This is a genomic window from Arthrobacter sp. StoSoilA2 (assembly GCF_019977195.1).
GTDB lineage: Bacteria > Actinomycetota > Actinomycetes > Actinomycetales > Micrococcaceae > Arthrobacter.
In genome coordinates this window covers 1293047-1310681 of sequence record NZ_AP024643.1, presented here as the reverse complement: position 1 = coordinate 1310681, position 17635 = coordinate 1293047, and the positions used below count along the sequence as shown (strand labels likewise).

18 protein-coding genes are annotated in these 17635 nt (G+C 61.2%); 13 read left to right on the top strand and 5 right to left on the bottom strand.

The genetic code is table 11. The features are described 5' to 3' along the window. Positions 1–207 precede the first annotated feature (207 nt). The 9 genes from LDN82_RS06110 (at position 208) to LDN82_RS06070 (ending at position 6754) form a co-directional block, all read left to right on the top strand. Positions 208–1374, top strand: a complete 1167-nt coding sequence (locus LDN82_RS06110; protein ID WP_224166749.1) for a glycosyltransferase family 1 protein — start codon at positions 208–210, stop codon at positions 1372–1374. Continuing rightward, positions 1371–2720, top strand: a complete 1350-nt coding sequence (locus LDN82_RS06105; protein ID WP_224091450.1) for a UDP-glucose/GDP-mannose dehydrogenase family protein — start codon at positions 1371–1373, stop codon at positions 2718–2720. The genes LDN82_RS06110 and LDN82_RS06105 overlap by 4 nt, the downstream gene beginning before the upstream one ends. A 152-nt stretch (positions 2721–2872) precedes the next feature. Next, positions 2873–3694 carry an SGNH/GDSL hydrolase family protein gene (locus tag LDN82_RS06100; RefSeq protein ID WP_224167476.1) on the top strand — a complete coding sequence of 274 codons (822 nt, stop codon included), beginning with the start codon at positions 2873–2875 and terminating at the stop codon, positions 3692–3694. A 159-nt stretch (positions 3695–3853) separates the two neighbouring features. Beyond that, a complete protein-coding gene (locus LDN82_RS06095) occupies positions 3854–4315 on the top strand; it encodes an Hsp20/alpha crystallin family protein (RefSeq protein WP_224166748.1) in 462 nt (153 codons plus the stop codon). Between the two features lie 66 nt (positions 4316–4381). Next, positions 4382–4603, top strand: a complete 222-nt coding sequence (locus LDN82_RS06090; protein ID WP_224091444.1) for a hypothetical protein — start codon at positions 4382–4384, stop codon at positions 4601–4603. A gap of 49 nt (positions 4604–4652) precedes the next feature. Then, a complete protein-coding gene (locus tag LDN82_RS06085) occupies positions 4653–4958 on the top strand; it encodes a hypothetical protein (RefSeq protein ID WP_224166747.1) in 306 nt (101 codons plus the stop codon). A 276-nt stretch (positions 4959–5234) separates the two neighbouring features. After that, positions 5235–5828, top strand: coding sequence for a hypothetical protein (locus tag LDN82_RS06080; RefSeq protein WP_346347112.1), 594 nt, complete (start codon positions 5235–5237; stop codon positions 5826–5828). Positions 5829–5909: 81 nt separating this feature from the next. After that, positions 5910–6326, top strand: coding sequence for a polyketide cyclase (locus LDN82_RS06075; RefSeq protein WP_224166746.1), 417 nt, complete (start codon positions 5910–5912; stop codon positions 6324–6326). Continuing rightward, positions 6326–6754, top strand: coding sequence for a MarR family winged helix-turn-helix transcriptional regulator (locus tag LDN82_RS06070; RefSeq protein ID WP_224166745.1), 429 nt, complete (start codon positions 6326–6328; stop codon positions 6752–6754). Before LDN82_RS06075 ends, LDN82_RS06070 begins: the two co-directional genes overlap by 1 nt. Before the next feature lie 13 nt (positions 6755–6767). Here LDN82_RS06070 and LDN82_RS06065 read toward each other — a convergent pair whose 3' ends face one another. From LDN82_RS06065 to LDN82_RS06045, 5 genes are all read right to left on the bottom strand, one after another. Next, positions 6768–8027: a plasmid pRiA4b ORF-3 family protein gene (locus tag LDN82_RS06065; RefSeq protein ID WP_224166744.1), complete on the bottom strand. Its 1260-nt coding sequence runs from the start codon at positions 8025–8027 to the stop codon at positions 6768–6770. A 309-nt stretch (positions 8028–8336) separates the two neighbouring features. Further along, the gene (locus LDN82_RS06060; RefSeq protein WP_224166743.1) at positions 8337–9602 is read right to left on the bottom strand and encodes an APC family permease; all 1266 of its coding nucleotides are present in this window, start codon (positions 9600–9602) and stop codon (positions 8337–8339) included. Between the two features lie 82 nt (positions 9603–9684). Beyond that, positions 9685–12243, bottom strand: a complete 2559-nt coding sequence (locus tag LDN82_RS06055) for a LuxR C-terminal-related transcriptional regulator (protein ID WP_224166742.1) — start codon at positions 12241–12243, stop codon at positions 9685–9687. A gap of 413 nt (positions 12244–12656) precedes the next feature. Next, a complete protein-coding gene (locus LDN82_RS06050) occupies positions 12657–12860 on the bottom strand; it encodes a cold-shock protein (protein WP_011773907.1) in 204 nt (67 codons plus the stop codon). Positions 12861–13106: 246 nt separating this feature from the next. Then, positions 13107–13745: an MBL fold metallo-hydrolase gene (locus LDN82_RS06045; RefSeq protein WP_224166741.1), complete on the bottom strand. Its 639-nt coding sequence runs from the start codon at positions 13743–13745 to the stop codon at positions 13107–13109. 211 nt (positions 13746–13956) lie between these two features. Here LDN82_RS06045 and LDN82_RS06040 point away from each other — a divergent pair, with 211 nt between their 5' ends. The 4 genes from LDN82_RS06040 to LDN82_RS06025 are packed head-to-tail and all read left to right on the top strand — an operon-like array spanning position 13957 to position 17317. Then, positions 13957–14322, top strand: coding sequence for a TfoX/Sxy family protein (locus tag LDN82_RS06040; RefSeq protein ID WP_224166740.1), 366 nt, complete (start codon positions 13957–13959; stop codon positions 14320–14322). Positions 14323–14380: 58 nt separating this feature from the next. Then, positions 14381–15253 (top strand): SDR family NAD(P)-dependent oxidoreductase, encoded by an 873-nt coding sequence (locus LDN82_RS06035; protein ID WP_224166739.1) that lies wholly within the window; start codon positions 14381–14383, stop codon positions 15251–15253. 56 nt (positions 15254–15309) lie between these two features. Beyond that, positions 15310–16083: an alpha/beta hydrolase gene (locus tag LDN82_RS06030; protein ID WP_224166738.1), complete on the top strand. Its 774-nt coding sequence runs from the start codon at positions 15310–15312 to the stop codon at positions 16081–16083. Further along, the gene (locus tag LDN82_RS06025) at positions 16073–17317 is read left to right on the top strand and encodes an NAD(P)/FAD-dependent oxidoreductase (protein ID WP_224166737.1); all 1245 of its coding nucleotides are present in this window, start codon (positions 16073–16075) and stop codon (positions 17315–17317) included. Before LDN82_RS06030 ends, LDN82_RS06025 begins: the two co-directional genes overlap by 11 nt. The last annotated feature ends 318 nt before the right edge of the window (positions 17318–17635 follow it).

Sequence of the window (17635 nt, the reverse complement as noted above, 5' to 3'; positions counted from 1 at the left end):
TCGTACGCTTACTCCCCCAAGCGCGCGCGAATCATCAATAACAGCACCCATTTTGAACCCCCAAAGTCGAGACGCGGCGGCGCGTCATTGAACGGGAGTCTACCGGGCTGCTCCGACAAACAGGACACCCTCCTGTTAACCAACTCTTCCTCCACAGGCCACCCGTTCGAACCCGCAAAGCCAACCGCCCCGGCCACCGTTGGAGGCGTGAGGATCGCAATCGTCGCCGAATCATTCCTGCCACTGATGAACGGGGTAACCCATTCCATCCTGCGGGTGCTGGAGCATCTGCAGGAGCGCGGGGACGAGGTGATGGTGATCGCGCCGTCGACGTCGGACACTGATGTTTCGAGCGTCGTCAAAGGTGCGTATGTGCACAGGCTTCCGTCCGTGCCGCTGGCCGGTTACACGAATGTGCGGGTTGCGTTGGGTGGTGTGAATCGGGTCAAGCGAATCCTTGCCGATTTCGCCCCCGACGTCGTTCATCTCGCCTCGCCTTTCGTGCTGGGCTGGCGGGCTGTGCAGGCTGCGGATCAACTCGGCATCCCGACGGTCGCGATCTACCAGACCGAGGTTCCCAGCTACGCCGCCCGCTACGGCGTGCCGTTCCTGGAGAACTGGGCGTGGAACCGCGTGGACAACATCCATCTCCTGGCCACCCGGACACTTGTGCCGTCCACGTTCGCGCTGAACCAGTTGCGCGGACGCGGCATCCTCAGAGTGGATATGTGGCGCCGCGGCGTGGATACCGCGCGCTTCAACCCTGCGAAACGTTCGACGGCGTGGCGCAGATCGGTAGCGCCGCAGGGTCAGCGGATCATCGGCTACGTCGGCCGCCTCGCCGTGGAAAAGCAGGTGGAAGACCTCGCCGTGCTGGCGGACCTGCCGGATACGAAGCTGGTGATCGTTGGTGATGGCCCGCAACGGGAGGCACTCCAAGCGGCCCTGCCGAGCGCCCACTTTGCTGGTTTCCTCGGTGGGGATTCGTTGGCCCAGGCTGTGGCGGGCTTCGATCTCTTCGTCCATCCCGGCGAGTTCGAGACCTTCTGCCAGACCATTCAGGAAGCCATGGCTTCGGGCGTTCCTGTGGTCGCGACCGGCCGCGGCGGCCCCTTGGACCTCGTGGAAAACTCGCGCACGGGTTGGCTGTACGAGCCGGGGAACCTCGCTCAACTACGCGGCTACGTTCAGGACCTGATGGGCGACGACGCCAAGCGCCGCGCGTTCGCTGCGGCTGCAACCGCTTCGGTCCAGGGCCGGACGTGGCCCGTGCTCAGCGCCGACCTGGTGCGGCATTACAACGAAGTTGTCGCCGGCATTCCCAGCGAAGCCGGCCCCACCGAATTGACCTCAAGCAAAGGACCCTCGGCATGAAAATATCCGTGATCGGCTGCGGCTACCTCGGCGCAGTCCACGCCGCAACACTCGCGTCCATGGGCCACACCGTGGTGGGCATCGACGTCGATTCCCACAAGGTTGAGCAGCTCAACAAGGCGCTGGCTCCCTTCCACGAGCCCGGCCTGGACGAACTTCTCAGCGATGGACGCACCACGGGCCGGCTGAAATTCACCACTGACTTCTCAGCGGCAGCCGACGCCAAAGTTCATTTCCTCTGCGTGGGCACGCCGCAGTCCAAGACCTCTGACACGGCCGATCTCTCCTACCTGATGAGCGCCACGAAGAGCCTCCTGCCCCACTTGGCCAAGAGCGCCGCCGTCGTGGGTAAATCAACGGTGCCGGTAGGCACTGTGGAGACGCTGCGCGCGGTCCTGGCCCGCCGCTCGGACGTCCTGCTCGGCTGGAACCCTGAGTTCCTGCGCCAAGGTACGGCCGTCAAGGATTCGCTGGTTCCTGATCGCCTGGTTTACGGGGTCCCCGGTGGGAAGGGCGCCGCCGCAGGCGCTCCGGTGACCGCCGTTCTGGACGCGGTGTATGAGCCACTGATCAGCGCAGGTATCCCTCGATTGGTCTGCAACTTTGCGACAGCGGAACTGATCAAATCGGCGTCGAACGCGTTCCTGGCTACGAAGGTCAGCTTCATCAACGCGATGGCAGAACTGTGCGATGCCTCGGGTGCTGACGTCAGCGAGCTCAGCGAAGCGATGGGTTTGGACCCGCGTATCGGCAACCGGTACCTGCATGCCGGGCTTGGATTCGGCGGCGGGTGCCTGCCCAAGGACATCCGTTCGTTCCGCGCCCAGTCGCGCGAGCTTTCCGTACCGTCCGTGGACCGATGGATGGCCCTGGTGGACACCATCAACCTGGACCAGCGTAGCCGGGCCGTGGATGTGGCAAGGGAAATGTGCCGCGGTTTCCTGTCCGGCAGAACGGTGACGATCCTCGGCGCAGCGTTCAAACCGGACACCGACGACATCCGCGACTCCCCGGCCCTGGACGTCGCGCAGCAGCTCGCATCTGCCGGCGCACATGTAACCGTCACCGATCCCAAAGCCATCAACAACGCCTGGATCCGCTACCCGCAGATCCGTTTCGAGGCCTCAACCAAGCGAGCCCTTGAGGGTGCTGAGCTGGTGCTTCTGCTCACTGAATGGGATGAATACGTGTCCCTCTCGCCTTCGTTTGCGGGCTCGCTGGTACGACGCCGGATGGTGCTGGACGCCCGGAACGTACTGGACGCCGAGGCTTGGCGAAGTGCGGGGTGGACCGTCCGCGGGTTGGGAACTGGCGCGTCGGTGGTGGCGGAGGAAATGTTCCTCTAGCCGGCCCGAACTCCCGGGAACATCACGACAAGTGCTGCCGTTATCCACATTGTAAGAAACCTTTTTCCTTACAAGGAGGTAGGGCAATGAGGTGGCGTGGCCGGGTAACCCCCGAAGGCCTTGTTGATCTCAAAGCGGGTGCTGGGCAGAGTATCAAAGAGCCCTCGCACCCATGGAGCAGGTATGTGGCGCTTGGTGATTCCTTTACCGAAGGGATTGGGGATCCGGAACCAGGAAGCGTCGGAGGGCTGCGCGGGTGGGCTGACCGTGTTGCCGAAGAATTGGCAGCCGACCATCCGGATTTTGCCTATGCCAACCTGGCCGTGCGGGGTTTGCTGCTGCAGCAGATCCTCGACCAGCAGGTCGGACGGGCGCTAACTCTGAAGCCGGATCTGATCACCTTGTCTGCAGGCGGGAACGACATGGTTTTCCACGGCAGTGATCCGGACAAGCTTGCCAGCAAACTTGAGACCGGCGTGAGCCTCTTGGCTGAGACAGGCGCAACGATTGTTTTGTTCACGGGACCGGACTGGGGGTCCACCCCTGTACTGGGGCGAAACCGGGGGAAAGTGGCCATCTTTAACGAGAACGTCCACGCTATTGCTGCCCGCCACGGCACACTCATCACAGATCTTTGGGGGATGAGGCAACTCCGGGATCCGAGGATGTGGGACCCTGACCGGCTGCATCTCTCCCCACTGGGTCATCACACCGTGGCCATCGCCGTGCTGGAGACGCTCAATGTGCCGCATAGCCTGAAGCCGCTGGAACCCAAAGAGCTGCCCGAACGCAGCTGGCGTCAAGCCAGGGCTGGTGACCTCGCATGGGCAAAGGCGTACTTCGTTCCCTGGGTGTTCAAGCAGCTTCGTCCGCACGGTCCCGGAGAGGAACGCCGGGCGAAACGACCGTCTGCAGGCCCTGTGTTCGAAAGCGAGAACGCGTCGGGAGTGTCCGCGGCCATGGTGGAGGGATAGCCTTTTGCAGCCTCCTCGGAGGCTTGATCCTGCAAGATTCATGAGCCAAGGAGCGTCTTAACAACGTTGCGTGTTCGGCGTATTTTATTTGTGTAGATCCGATTAAGGCCCCGCCCGGGGTCGGTCCGCGGGGCCTGGTAATTAACAGGAGGCACCACGATGAGCAATCTACTTCGTTGGTCGGCCAGCGACATTGCCGATCCTGTCCGTCGGTTCCTTGAAGGAGAGACCGGCTCCTGGCTCCGGGTGGAGGAATACCGGGACGGCGGATCGATGGTGGTCAAAGCCGAGGTTCCTGGCATCAATCCTGAAAAGGACGTCGATATCACTCTGTCCGGTGACGAGCTGCAGATCAATGTGCGCCATGAGGAAAAGTCCGAGCACAAGGATAAGAGGGGGTACCGCTCAGAATTCCGCTACGGCACTTTTTCCCGAACAGTGAAACTTCCGATGGCGGTTTCCGAACAAGACGTCAATGCCTCCTATACAGACGGCGTCCTCGAAGTGCGGATTCCGATGCCGGAGCAATCGGAGAAACAGTCACGGAAGATACCCATCACGCGGGGCGCTTCTTCGGGCGCCGGCACCAGTACCAGCTCGGCTCCCACCGAAACCCGTTAGTCCGTAGCCTTGGTGCGTACACCGGGCAAGATCCTCTATTGGTAATTCAATCTTTGGGAGCTCACGGTGGACACCGGAGTGGTGACGGCTTATATCGCCGGTTATCTCATAACGGCAATCACGGTGTTCATTTTTTGCCTGCCAGCCATAGTGCTGTTTGTGATTCTGTTGCTGGCAGCCGGGGTTCTTCGGGTGTTGGTTTGGCCACTGGAACTGCTGATCCGGAAACTGCGCCGGCACCCGAAGGAAACCCAAACTGACCCATCGTGGTTGCTGGGCTCAGGTTAGGAGCCGTACAGGTCTATTAGCGAGTCCGTTAGCGAGAAGGAGGAAAACGATGAACATCGGACAAGAGCCGGAATCGCCGCGTGAAGTGCCGGAGGCCGATGCCCTTGAGCAACAAACGCCCGTCCTCCCGGAGGGTTCCGAGGAGTTCGAACTAACGAAACCGCTACCCGATGATGCCCCTGAGGCCGATGTTCTGGAGCAGCGGACAGACGTGCTTCCTGGCGGTTCAGCGTTTACGCGGCTCGAAGGCGTCTCTGAAGCAGAGGCTGCGGAAGCAGACTACATCGAGCAGGCTCTAGCGCCCTCCTTCGAAGAGGATGACGACTACCGCGAAGACAACGAGGAGGTTGGCTAGAAGCAGGCCTCCACCCCGTGCGATAAGTCATAGAAGACTTCTCCCGTTGGGGCCCATGTGACCGGTGTTACTGTCGCTCCACGCGCCTTTCGCATGGGCGCACTCCAAGGGGGCAACACATTGCACACACAACTTTCGCGCGCCGGAAAACACTCGCTTTTCGGCGGCAAATCGTCACGGGATTTTCGAAGTAAAGCACTCGGTATCACGGCCATCTGGTCACTGATGATTTTGCTTGCCGGTTGCGGTTCGGGGTCCGTGGGAGCTGCTGGATCGGTGAGCAGCACCAAGGAGTCGACGTCGGCATCTCCTTCGCCTACCCCTAGTCCAACGCCAAGCAATATCTCCGGGAAAGCCTGCACCACAGAGAAGAACACCCAATCCGTGGCCGGCGAAACGTACATCTGCACCATCGATCTATCCGGAAAACTCGCCTGGCTGGACTCCGCAACAGCAACAAAGCTTTCTGATCAACGGGCGGCAGACGCTGCTGCAAAAGCCGCGGCAGAGAAGGCGGCAGCGGACGCAGCCGCGAAAGCTGCAGCGAACAAGGCAGCGGCTGATAAGGCTGCCGCGGACCAGCTCGCCGCCGACCAAGCGGCCGCTGCCAAAGCAGCCGCCGATCAAGCCGCGGCAGATCAGGCTGCTGCCGCTGCTGCTGCCGCTGCGGCTGCGAAGCCTGCCCCAGCCCCTGCCGTTCAAAGTGGTTGCGACCCGAACTACGCCGGCGCCTGCGTGCCTGTCGCGTCCGACGTCGACTGTGCCGGCGGCAAAGGCAACGGACCCGCTTATGTCCGAGGCCCGGTGACAGTGGTTGGTTCTGACATTTATGGCCTGGACAACGACCATGACGGCATCGGCTGTGAGTAGGAGCTTCTGAATTTGCCACTGGACAGGATGATCTACGCATAGATAGTCTGTGCGTAGATCATCTAGCTTTGGGAGGCAATCATGTGGGACTACGAACACAGCGTTGAAACCACCGCGGCACCCCAGGCGCTCTGGCAGCTTTGGGCCGACGTCGAAAGCTGGGGTTCCTGGAACGCCGAAATTGAACGCGTTGAGATCGATGGCCCCTTCGCGGTGGGCTCGCAAATCCTTATGACACCACCCGGGGATGAACCCATCCAATTGCGAATCGCTGAAGTGGTGAACGGCGAGCTGTTCGTCGACGAAGCTCGCTTCGATGAGCTGCTGATCCGAACCGCCCACCGTTTGGACAGGCTCGACTGCGGTCGAGTCCGGGTGGTCTACAGGATGGAGATCACCGGTGCGGGTGCAGATCAGGTTGGCCCCGAGATCGGGCCTGCCATTACTGCCGATTGGCCGGAGACAATGGCTTCACTCGTCGAACTCGCCCAGCGCTGATGCCGCTCAACCCGGGCGAGAGTCCCGGTTTCCTGCTGTGGCACGCAACCTTGCGCTGGCAACGCGAGGTTGCTGCGGCATTGGCTCCGATCGGCCTCACTCACGTTCAGTTCGTTTTGCTCGCCTGCACCTGGTGGCTCAACAAAGAAGGCGAGCATCCCAATCAGCTCGCCGTTGCCCGCCAGGCCGGCACCGACGCGAAAATGGCCTCGCAGGTGCTCCGGACCTTGGAGGTGAAGGGTCTCATTGAGCGGGAAGTCGATCCCTCGGATACCAGGGCAAAACGGCTACGTGTTACTGAAGCGGGCTGCGAGTTGGCTCCACGTGCGATCGCCGCCGTGGAGCTCGCCGATGCCCAATTCTTCGAGCCGGCGCCCGTCGGTGACCTGGTGGCGCTGCTGAAAAAGCTGGCGCACCCGGGCGATTGATCCCTGCCCCTGGCTAGCCGTCGCCCAGGCGGCGCTGGACGTCGAGGAGGAACTTGGTGCCGGCGTCGGACAATTCACGCTCATACTGGCCCCATTTTTCGGAGCCCCAAAGCCTTAGGCAGTGGAATGCGCTGTGGACGTCCTGCTCCAATTCGCGAGCTACTTCGATGGGTATATCGGCGCCGTTCATCAACCGGAGGCCGCGCTCGTTGAGCGCCAACTGAACTACTTGGGCACTCAGGTTCCGTGGTGGGCGATTACCGGATAATTCCCAGTGCAGTTTGAGTTGGGTAACGACATCCAGTCCCGCACCGTCAGGTGATGCCAAACGGTCAGCAATGTAGTGCCACAGCATTGCCGGCTTGTTTACCAGTTTCCTGCCCGCCGGGGTCAAGACGAGCCTGCCCTTGTTCTTGCGCAGGAGTTTCCATTCCTGCAAGTGTTCGCGGACGATGCGCACTGGGGCAACGTGGATCTCAGTGGAACTATTTCCGTGCCAGACCTCGCGCCATCCCAATTCAGTCATTGCCCGCTTGACAACGATCGGCTTCAGGTAGCCAGCCGATGTCAGAGGGAATCCATCACGCTCCGCCTCCTTCAAGAACCAAAGAGCTGGCCCCAGAACAAATTCCATCTCGTCAGGGGTTACCTCACCTGGCCAGAGCCGCTGCGCCAGTCGATTCAGCTGCCCGTTAACAGCATCAAGGTCGAAGGCGTGGGCGTCGAACTTTGATGCCTTCTCCTGGGTTACCAGCTCAAGCCACTCAACAGCTTCCCCATGCTCTGGGTGCCTTGGATCTCCGACCACTCGCACAACGTTGGCGTATCCATGCACTCCCCCGGAATCCTCGATTGGGCCACGCATTGCCCCATCTGTGCACGTGATGGTCGATTCCTGAACCAAAGCGGGTCCTACGACGTCGATTTCATGAGTCCAGTTGTCGCCAAAGTCGTAGTCGTATTCAAAGGACGACTTTCCAGGCTGGCTTGAGTCGAACAACTCGCGCAGTTCTACGCCGCTGGCCTCCTCCGAGCCTTCTAGTGGGTCGTCGTCTTCGGCAATCCTGGTGATGATCCGTTTCTTGCCGGCCCGGTCATGGCCGACCACGGCGTAAAGATGCGCGTTCTTCCAATCGAAGGCGCATTGAATTGCACTGTGCAGATCGGCAACGGTGGCGCTCTCCGGGAGAACGAGCTGCCGCCAAATCAGCGGGTCCGTTTCACTAATGGAAATACGCAGCTCGACGGCGGGGACTTGGGTGGGTGACTCCATGCGCCAATTCTGCCAGCGCTCTTCGAGCGGGGTGCAATCGCGTCACACCACCTAGTCCGTCCCGGCGAACACTCATTTTTGGATTGAGGCACCCTCGATACCCTGAATTTGCTCGTATATGAGCACCTAGAGCGGACGAAAGAGCACCTAGACCGCTATTCCCGGCCATAGTCTCCTCTTGTGCCTTCGGGACGGGAAACCCGGTGTCCGGCGGGAACCCCACTCGTCCCAGGCGAAGGAGGCACAACGGCACGGCTCCACCTAAGAACCCCCAGGTGGAGTCGTGCCCAGCCGGCTTCCGGAGCAGGCCTATCGAAGGCTGGAGGAACTCCGGCGCAACCGGATCACCCGGAAAACGATGCCCACCACGAACATCAGCACACCCAGCCCGACAGACAGTGGCGGCAGTGTCGCAACCAACGCCACGCAGGCAACAGCTCCAGCAACTTGAAGTGCTTTCGGATACCGGCGGTCCTCGGCGGGCTGAGTGAAGGCCGCAATGTTCGCAACCAGGTAATACAGCAGCACACCGAACGACGAGAAACCGATGGCGCCCCTGAGGTCAGCCACGGCAATAATCAGGCAAATTGCTACGGCGAGCGTTGTTTCGGCCCGGTGGGGAACCCTGTACCGCGGATGGACGGCAGCCAGCCAATGCGGAAGGTCGTGTTCGCGGGCCATGGCCAGGCTTGTCCGGCCGAGCCCCGCGATCAGCGCGAGGAGGGCACCCAATGAGGCAACTGCGGCTCCGATCCGAACAATCGGAGCTGCCCAAGACATCGCACCAGCGTGGACAGCGTCGGCGAGGGGTGTCGGGGTCCCGGAAACACCCCCGGGTCCCAGTGCCGCCAACAACGTGACCGCTATCAGGGCATAGATGACGATGGTGATTCCCAGGGCGATCGTGATTGCCCTGGGAATGGTGCGGCGAGGCTCGCGAACTTCCTCACCCATCGTCGCAATCCGTGCGTAGCCGGCGAAGGCAAAGAACAACAGTCCGGCCGACTGCAATATGCCGTACCAGCCGTGTGCCAGCAGGCCCTCCCCCACAAAATTGCTGAAGTCAGGTCCCGACCCACCCCACACGGCGGCCACGGCTATCGCCAAAGCGGTCAGGACCGCGATCACCAAAATTCGGGTAAGTCCCGCCGTCCGAGTCACTCCGTGATAGTTCACAGCGGTCAAGATTACGACGGCGGCAATCGCCACCGGTCGCTCCCAACCTGCCGGTGCGGCATAGGCCGCGAAGGTCATAGCCATGGCCGCGGCGCTGGCCGTCTTGCCGATCACGAATCCCCACCCAGCCAGGAAGCCGTACCAGGGCCCAAGCCGTTCACGTCCGTAGACGTATGTTCCGCCGGAGGTAGGGTACCTGGCAGCGAGTTGCGCGGAGGACGTCGCATTGCAGAAGGCCACGAAGGCCGCAACAACCAGGCCAATAAGCAACCCGGATCCTGCAGCCGCTGCGGCTGGTGTGAAGGCAGCGAAAACCCCGGCACCGATCATAGAGCCTAAGCCAATGAGGGACGCATCGAAGGTGCCGAGGCGGCGGGCCAAGGCCGGGGAATTGCTCACGAGAACCCTCACGCATCAAGGTCTGAGCTCTGCCGGTATCACCGGAGACTCGTACTGGAAGATACGTTCAGCCTAGCTTGTGTCAGCGTGCCGCCATTGAATTGCCCACGAGGATGAAGAGGCCGTTACGCGAGGTTGCGCCGGTTTTTCGCAGCGCGTTGGAGATGTGGTTTTCCACTGTTCTCGCGCTGATCCCCAGATGTTCAGCAATCTCAACGTTCGAGCGATGTCCTGCCAACGCGGCAACCTCGATTTCGCGTTCGGTGAGTGGCGTCGTCCTGAAAGTGTTAAACGAGAGTTGCTCGTTGGTTGACGGAAACCTTGCCGCGAACAAAGAGGAAGCTTCGGCCATGGCCTCGGCCGCTGCTGTGTTTCCCTCCAGGACGTGGCGCTTGAGGGCACCTCGAAGGAGCATGCCGATCTGATAGTTATCGGCATCCAACTCGTAGTGTTTCAGGAGGAGACCGAGCAGCTTGTGATCGCCTTCCACAACGGCTGTGGCAACGGCCATCATCTGGTCGTGAGCCGTTACACCGCTGTCCCGCAGGATCTTGCGCAGGATATCCAAGACCGGTCCCCCGGGACACAGGCATGTGCAAAGGAGCGCCGTCATCGTTGCTTCCAGGATGTAGCCGCTCTTCAGCTGGCGTCTGATGAGCTTGACTGCATGCCGGTCAAAAACCGACGGCTGGGTAGTCTCTGCGGAAACGAGCTCATGTACACCCTTGCCGATACCGGGCAACGGCCCAACATCAGGAACCTCACTCCGCGCCTGCGACGCGATGGACAGCGCTGGCGAGATCGCCGTCGTCGCATGCCGTAGGCCTGCGAGCCGCAGCATGGCGTCATAAAGGACATCGACGACGAAGCCCGGACGGCCCATGGCAAAGACGCTGCTCATGAGGTACTCGGCTTCCTCGAAATAGCCGCGGTACAGCAGACCGTGCGCCGCAACATAGCTACTGGCCACGACGCCGAACTGATCGAGATTTCGGCGCGCCTCGGCGCGCCAATCCAGCGCGAAGACCAAGGAGTCCTCAATCCTGCCTGCTGCAAAAAGCGCGAAACCGTGCAGAAAGGGGCGCAGGTGCGGGAAGGCGTCGTCGTCCTCAGCCTTCTCTGTCACGTCGAGGACCTTACCCGGCTGAAAGCGATACAGCTCAAGCAAGCTCTTGACGAGTCCTTCCAAGCCCAGCGGTTCATGTTCCGAGCCCTCGGCGGAAGGTTCGGCACTTGGCGGAATCCGACCATGCGAGGCGTTGATGAAGAGGATCGCGGCCTCAGCCGTAGAGGCCTGTTCCGGGTTCTGCTCGGCGAATCCATTCAGGATGTCCACTGCCGCACTCACGCCCTGCCCTGAGTAGATTGCAAGGAAAGCCTTGGTGATCGCGAGGAAGAGAACGTCATTGGGGTCGCCGTTGAGCGTTGACGTCTCCTGGCAGACGCGGGTTGCCCGCATAACGTTCACCGGCGCTCCCCAGTAAACCCTGAGCAGAGCGGCAGCATTGGTCGCGGACTTGTTCGCTTGCCATCGTTCATAGCGCGTGCGTTCGCGGCCCGCACTGTGATCGTGAAAATGCCGGGCGGTTACGGCGTCATCGTTTCCCTTTTCGAGCCGCAAGGACCCCAGCACCCGGGAAAGGCAGTCAGCAGTGGTGGAATTGCCCTGCGCAGTTTGAGGCACCCCCTCAAGTGCACCAGCAATCTTGTTTCGCAAGAGGTGCCGGTCCCTGAGCGTCTTTTGGCCCCGGAAATAGTCTGCGATGACTGGCGGGCTTATCGCCGCGATCGGTCCGTTGTGGTGATCGTCCATGACTGACAGGAATCCCCGCCGTTCAAGGCCTTCCAGCACATCAGGCTGTACCACCTTTTGAAGAACGTCTACACGGGCGGTGCCAAGGATTGCCATGGTGTGCAGGGCAGTGACTTCTTCCGGTTCCAGGTCCGCCAGCAGCTCTTCGAGGGTTCCTCTCAGATGCTCGTTCCAGAGGCTGTCACCTGTCATCTGCCACTGCCGGCCACGCATAACCAGCAGCTCGCTTAAGGCCGCGGTCTCCGTAATGCGGACGATGAGCCGAGGGTTGCCGCCGGACTTGGTCAGGATTCTGGCTGTTGTGTCGGCATCTGCAGCAGCCCCCAGCACCTGCGTCACCAAAGTGTGTACCTGCTCAAAATGGAGTGGGTTCAGTTGCAGCAAAGCTTCGCGGCCACTGTTCATGACGGCCAGTTGACCTCTTGAGATCGAGCCGCTGTCCGGAGCCGTGACGACCAGCGGACAATCGGACCTGCGCCGAACGGATTCCAGGACCGCCAGCGATTCGATGTCCAGCAGCTGGATGTCGTCCACTATCAGGACGTGCTTTCCAGGCTTGGATATCTGGCTTGAGAGCGCATCTGCCATATCCATAACGCCGCTGCGGCCGGGCCGAAGCTCTAAACCCAGGCTCTTGATGGCTGCGTACGGAATTGAGCGATGTGTCCGAAGGCCGCTGATTAAGTGGATAGCGATACCGGTTTTTTCCAGGTTGGCCACGACGTTTTGCAACACCGTGGTCCTGCCGCTTCCGGGGGCTCCAATAATCCGCACGCTTATGCCGCGGCCAACGAAATCGAGGATGCGCTGAACCTCAGAATCGAACACTCGATCCAACCTTCTGTTTCTGTGGATGACCGACATGCGGCTCACTTCGCAGGTTAGATTTCGGAAACTGGACTAGGTGGCAAAACAGCCTTGCACAGGCCGTTTAAGGCCCGCCTAGGTGGCGATTCTGACAAAAATGAGTGCTCCCGCGACTCGCCTAGGTGCTGAGCCTGCTTCGAATGAGCTATTGGGAAAGAGTCGTTGGCAGTCTGTTCGTCCATGGAAGGCCCTCGGTTTCGTAGTTGATACCAACCACGCTACGGAGGTTCGAAGGTGAGTTACAGGGGTGTAATTTGCTATGTGGATATATGTTCTAGCAACCCTTAGGCAATGCGTATATATGTTCTAAGCGGGATGACAAGAAAAAACAGGGCCGGTCAATGACCGGCCCTGCTTTTTCGTTTATCCGAAGACTAGATAGCCTGGATGTTTACTGCCTGGGGACCCTTGGGGCCCTGCTCGACGTCGAAGGAAACCTTCTGGTTCTCTTCGAGGGAGCGGTAGCCCGAGGAGTTGATCGCAGAGTAGTGAGCGAAAACGTCCTGGCTGCCATCTTCAGGAGAGATGAAGCCGAAGCCCTTTTCGGAGTTGAACCATTTCACGGTACCTGTAGCCATTTTTTCAGTCCTTACTGAAGGTGGAGATGCTCCCGACTTTCGGGTCTCCGGTGTGGGGTGTTCTCCACCGTTACTTCAGAAGGTCGCGATCCAGATGGATCACGGGGACTGCCTGAACTACCAAATGCCAAACACAACAACACCGTCAAGTTTACATAGTTCTGAGCAGATAGCTAGTGGGACGTCAGATTAATCAATCCGATGGCCGGATTACCCCTTTGAAGAGGGCCGTCTTGAAGAGGGCCGTCAGTGGTCATGGGAGACTGAAGCTGCCGGTTTCCATGGGGTGTCCGCGTGCGAGAGCCAAACCATTGCAGGATTCAAGAAGCGAATGAGCTGCTGACCCTCGGTGCGTGGGTTATCAAGTTCGTCGAAAAAGACCGCTGTGTCACCGGCGATGATGGTAGGCGGTCCGTCCCCGTCAATGACCACAATCTGTGAGCCCTGAGTGTGTCCTGGTGTCCGAACGAGCCGAATCCCGGGAAGAAGTTCGAGTTCGCCATCGACGGCGACGTACTGCATCCCTGGTGGGTCGACCCATTCCGGGATGGTGTAGTCGTCCTGGTTGCGGGCGTCGTCGAGTTCCTGACGCTGAACGTAGACGGGCTTGCCCGCGAAGAGGTGGTTACCGCCGCAATGGTCAAAATGCAGGTGGGTGTTGACGACGATATCCACGCTGCTGATATCGAAGTCCTGCTCGTTCAGCGGATTGATGCGCGGCTCCATGTCGGCCACCGCCGGATGAAGCTGGGTCATGCCGGTGTCCACCAGCACGCGGCCCTCGGGGTGATCGATGACATGCACATACACCGGCATTGCCTCGCCTTCGGCCAGCAGCTCGGCGACACGAATGGCAGTAACGCGGATTGCAGCGGGAGGATTCAATTCTTCACCTCAGCCCCACATCAAGGCCGTGATGTGTCCCGGAGGCAACAGATCCTTCAGCCCAGCGCGCGCAGAGGTCTGTGGCCTTCCTCCAGAGTCCCATCGCTCGGCGCGTCCGTCGAGGAGGCAAGCCCAGATGGTGACTATCGAACCGCCCGGGCCGTAAGCTGCAGACGGATCTCTTCTCACGCCTAACCCAGGAGGACGAGCAATGCAGATGCCCAAGCCGTCGGATGCCGACAAGGAACGTTTCCGTTCAGTGCTTCCCGACCATCCCGACGTCGTCGTCAAACCCATGTTCGGCAACCTCGGCGCTTTCGTGAATGGCAACATGTTCGCGGGTCTCTTCGGCCCTACTATCGGCGTCCGCCTTTCGGAGGCTGACAAGGCCGAGCTCGAGTCGGACCACGAAACTCAACCGTTCGGCCCCGAGGAACGCCCCATGGGCGGTTATGTCGGCCTGCCGGAAGCGTGGAACGAGGACGCCGCGCAGGCCGAGCCTTGGGTGGCCAAGGCCTTTGACAATGTTGCAGCCCTGCCGCCGAAGGCACCCAAGAAAAAGGGCTCCAAGAACTAAGACCTCTTCAGCTCGACGGGCCCTCGCCAAACCTGCCAATAAGTGCTGAGATCGAGCTATGCCTTCGATGAATGGACGAACAGCGCTCGTGACCGGGGCCACGGGCGGCCTGGGTAAGGCCATCGCCACTGAACTTGCACGCGAAGGAGCGTCCGTCGTCGTGGTTGGACGTTCAGCAGCGCGGGCAGAAGATGCCATCCGGGATATCCGGGCCAAAGAACCGAACGCGGTTCTCGAACCGCTCGCTTGCGACCTCTCAAGCCAGGCCTCGATCCGGTCGGCAGTAGACGGGTTCCTGTCGCGCCACGACAAGCTGGACGTGCTGGTCAACGCGGCTGGAGTATTCCGCAAGGAGCGTCACGTGACTCCGGACGGGCTTGAACTGACGTTCGCCACCAACGTGATGGGCTACTTCCTGCTGACGAATCTTCTCTTGGACGCGCTCAAGCGCGGCGGTGGCGCGGACGGGGCGCGGACTTCGCGGATCGTCAACATCGCTTCCAAGTATTCGGGAGGCCCGTCCACCACCAAGATCGACTTCGACGATCTGCAAACCGCCAAGGGCAGTTACAGCTACCTGCGTGCCACGCCGCCAACAATGCTCGGTCGGGTCCTGTTGACGCAGGAATTCGCGGAGCGCCTTCGCGGATCCAACGTGGTGGTGAACGCCGTGCACCCGGGCCTGGTAAAGCACACGGCGCTACTGCAGGATGTTGGCGGACCTTTCCGCTGGATGACGAACACCTTCGGCGCGACTGCTGAGAAAGCTGCCGATACCCCCGTCTGGCTGGCCACCGCTCCAGAAACTGCCGCTGTGTCCGGGAAGCTCTGGGCGAAACGCAAGGAACTGCCGACGCCCGGCATGGGCTCTGATCCGGCGGCGCGGAAGCGGCTGTGGGAAGAGTGCACCCGCCTGGCCAAAATCTTGTGACATTCCGCCCCTGAACAGCCCTCCCGAAGCCGCATCTCCAGGCGTACAGTGCAGCCATGGAACCCATTCGAGTGGTCCTCGTTCCGGGCAGTGTCCTTCCTGCGGGGCCCGCCTACGGTGCGCTGCTCGAGGCCTTGGGCCCGGACGTCGACGCCGTGGCCAAGGACCTGGATCTCTATGAGGGCGACCAACCGCCGTCGGACTGGACACTCGACACCGAAGTCGACGGCGTCCTGCGCGAGGCGGGCGCCAAACAATGGGACAAGTTCCACCTCGTGGGCTACTCGGGCGGCGGGGCCGCGGCCCTCGCCTTCGCCGCCAAGTATCCCGAGCGGCTGCTTAGCCTCACGCTCTTGGAACCGGCCTGGGCGGGCGACTGGGGCTGGAGTCAGGCCCACTCCCGCTTCTGGGAGCAGCTGGGCGCGCTCGAGTCGCTGCCTCCGGAGCAGTTCATGCCGGAGTTCATGAGGCTGTCGGTGAGGCCCGACGTCGTCCTTCCGCCTCCGCCGGCGGGTGACCCGCAGCCGTGGATGGCCAAGCGGCCTGCCGGAATCAGGGCGTTCCTGAAGGATTTCCGGAACTATCACCTGGACCGCGAGCGCCTCGCTTCTTTTGAACGACCCGTGCTTTACGTTCTGGGCGGCCTGAGCAACCCGGACCAGTACGGTGACATCGCCGATCGCCTGTCCACTGTTTTCCGGGACTACCGTGTGGAGGTGTTTGAGGAACGCCACCACTTCGATCCCCCACACCGGATTGAACCCGGGAGGCTCGCGGGCATGTTGCGCGAGCATTGGCAACGAGCCGAGGGCAGCAACAATGCCGACTAAGCCCATAGACACGGTCATCATCGGCGCAGGGCAGGCGGGACTCGCGACGAGCTACTGGCTCACCCGGGCCGGCGTCGAGCATCGGATATTGGAGCGTCGGGATTCCCTGGGTGGCGCATTCCAGGATCGCTGGGACGGGTTCTATATGAACACGCCGAACTTCAGCCTGGACCTGCCCGGCATGCCCTACACCGGCGACGAGCCTGAGGCCTTCATTCCCCGCAACGCTGTGGTCAACCTCTTCAGGCGCTACGCGGAGGTGATCGGCGCTCCCGTCCACACCGGCGTGGACGTAACGCGGCTGGCCACATCCCCCGACGGCGGATTCAGTATTGAGTCGTCGCTCGGGCACATGAAAGCCTGCAAGGTGGTGTTGGCAACCGGCGCGTATCAGGTCCCCAAGGTCCCGGCCATGGCCGCCGGCCTTTCCAAGGAGATCGTCCAGCTCCACACGCACGACTACCGCAATCCGAACCAGCTGCCCGACGGCGCCGTCCTCATCGTCGGAACAGGCCAGTCCGGCGGTCAGATCGCCGAGGAACTGCACGACGCCGGCCGCGAAGTCCACCTCGCCGTCTCCACCTGCCCCGAAGCACCCCGCCGATACCGCGGCCACGACCTCATCTACTGGATGCTTGAAACCGCCAAACACGGCTCCGACTACGGCATCAACGCCCTCACCCGCGAAGCACTCCCCTCCCCCGCAGCCCGCTTCGCCTGCAACCCACTGCTCTCCGGCACCGAAGGTGGCCACGACATCCACCTCCGCGAACTCGGCCGCCGCGGCATGCACCTGCACGGCCGTTTGGAGAACATCGACGACGGCGACATCACCTTCACCGACGACCTCCCCGAACGCCTCACAACAGTCGAATCCAGCTTCCACCAACGGATGCGGAAAGCCATTGACGCCTACATTGCAGCGGCGGGGATTGATGCTCCAGGGCAGGCCCCCTTGCCCTCGGATGACTGGCTGCCCGCTGAGCCAGCGAGGTTGAACCTGGCCCAGGCAAACATCACGTCAGTCCTGTGGGCCACCGGATACAAACTCGATCTGTCCTTCATCGACATCCCCGTCCTTGACGAATGGGGCTACCCAAAGCACACGGCTGGCGTCACCGAACAGCCCGGCCTGTACGCGGTGGGCCTCCCGTGGCTGACACGCCACTACTCGTCGATCCTCGGCGGTGTGGGGCTGGACGCGGAGTACGTGGCGGGCAAGGTTGCTGAGTGAACAAATAGCCAACTACACCGGGCCCGCCGGAAAGAAGTAACCGACCTGCCCGCAGCTCTGTCGTTGCACGTGGGGCATTGGTGTTCAGCGCGCTACCGGCCTGAGTGGGACTGGGCAGCTCACGTTCCGGCCTTCGCAGGACGTCGGGTCAAACGACGCTGTGCAGCGAGATCCTGATCGCTCGTTGAGACGCGCCGATTTTCATTCCAGCCATACATAAGGAACACGGTTGCAGTAATCCCCCCATCATCGCGCATCTCATCGTGCGGTCTTATGTACGTGATCCACCAGCAACAGCATGGAACGTGTCGGCGGCTT

Coding starts and splice junctions, on each gene's coding strand:
- LDN82_RS06095 (WP_224166748.1), top strand. CDS start 3,854: ATGAGCAATCTACTTCGTTGGTCGGCCAGCGACATTGCCGATCCTGTC.
- LDN82_RS06040 (WP_224166740.1), top strand. CDS start 13,957: ATGCAGATGCCCAAGCCGTCGGATGCCGACAAGGAACGTTTCCGTTCA.
- LDN82_RS06025 (WP_224166737.1), top strand. CDS start 16,073: ATGCCGACTAAGCCCATAGACACGGTCATCATCGGCGCAGGGCAGGCG.
- LDN82_RS06050 (WP_011773907.1), bottom strand. CDS start 12,860: ATGGCTACAGGTACCGTGAAATGGTTCAACTCCGAAAAGGGCTTCGGC.
- LDN82_RS06035 (WP_224166739.1), top strand. CDS start 14,381: ATGCCTTCGATGAATGGACGAACAGCGCTCGTGACCGGGGCCACGGGC.
- LDN82_RS06075 (WP_224166746.1), top strand. CDS start 5,910: ATGTGGGACTACGAACACAGCGTTGAAACCACCGCGGCACCCCAGGCG.
- LDN82_RS06085 (WP_224166747.1), top strand. CDS start 4,653: ATGAACATCGGACAAGAGCCGGAATCGCCGCGTGAAGTGCCGGAGGCC.
- LDN82_RS06030 (WP_224166738.1), top strand. CDS start 15,310: ATGGAACCCATTCGAGTGGTCCTCGTTCCGGGCAGTGTCCTTCCTGCG.
- LDN82_RS06070 (WP_224166745.1), top strand. CDS start 6,326: ATGCCGCTCAACCCGGGCGAGAGTCCCGGTTTCCTGCTGTGGCACGCA.
- LDN82_RS06065 (WP_224166744.1), bottom strand. CDS start 8,027: ATGGAGTCACCCACCCAAGTCCCCGCCGTCGAGCTGCGTATTTCCATT.
- LDN82_RS06105 (WP_224091450.1), top strand. CDS start 1,371: ATGAAAATATCCGTGATCGGCTGCGGCTACCTCGGCGCAGTCCACGCC.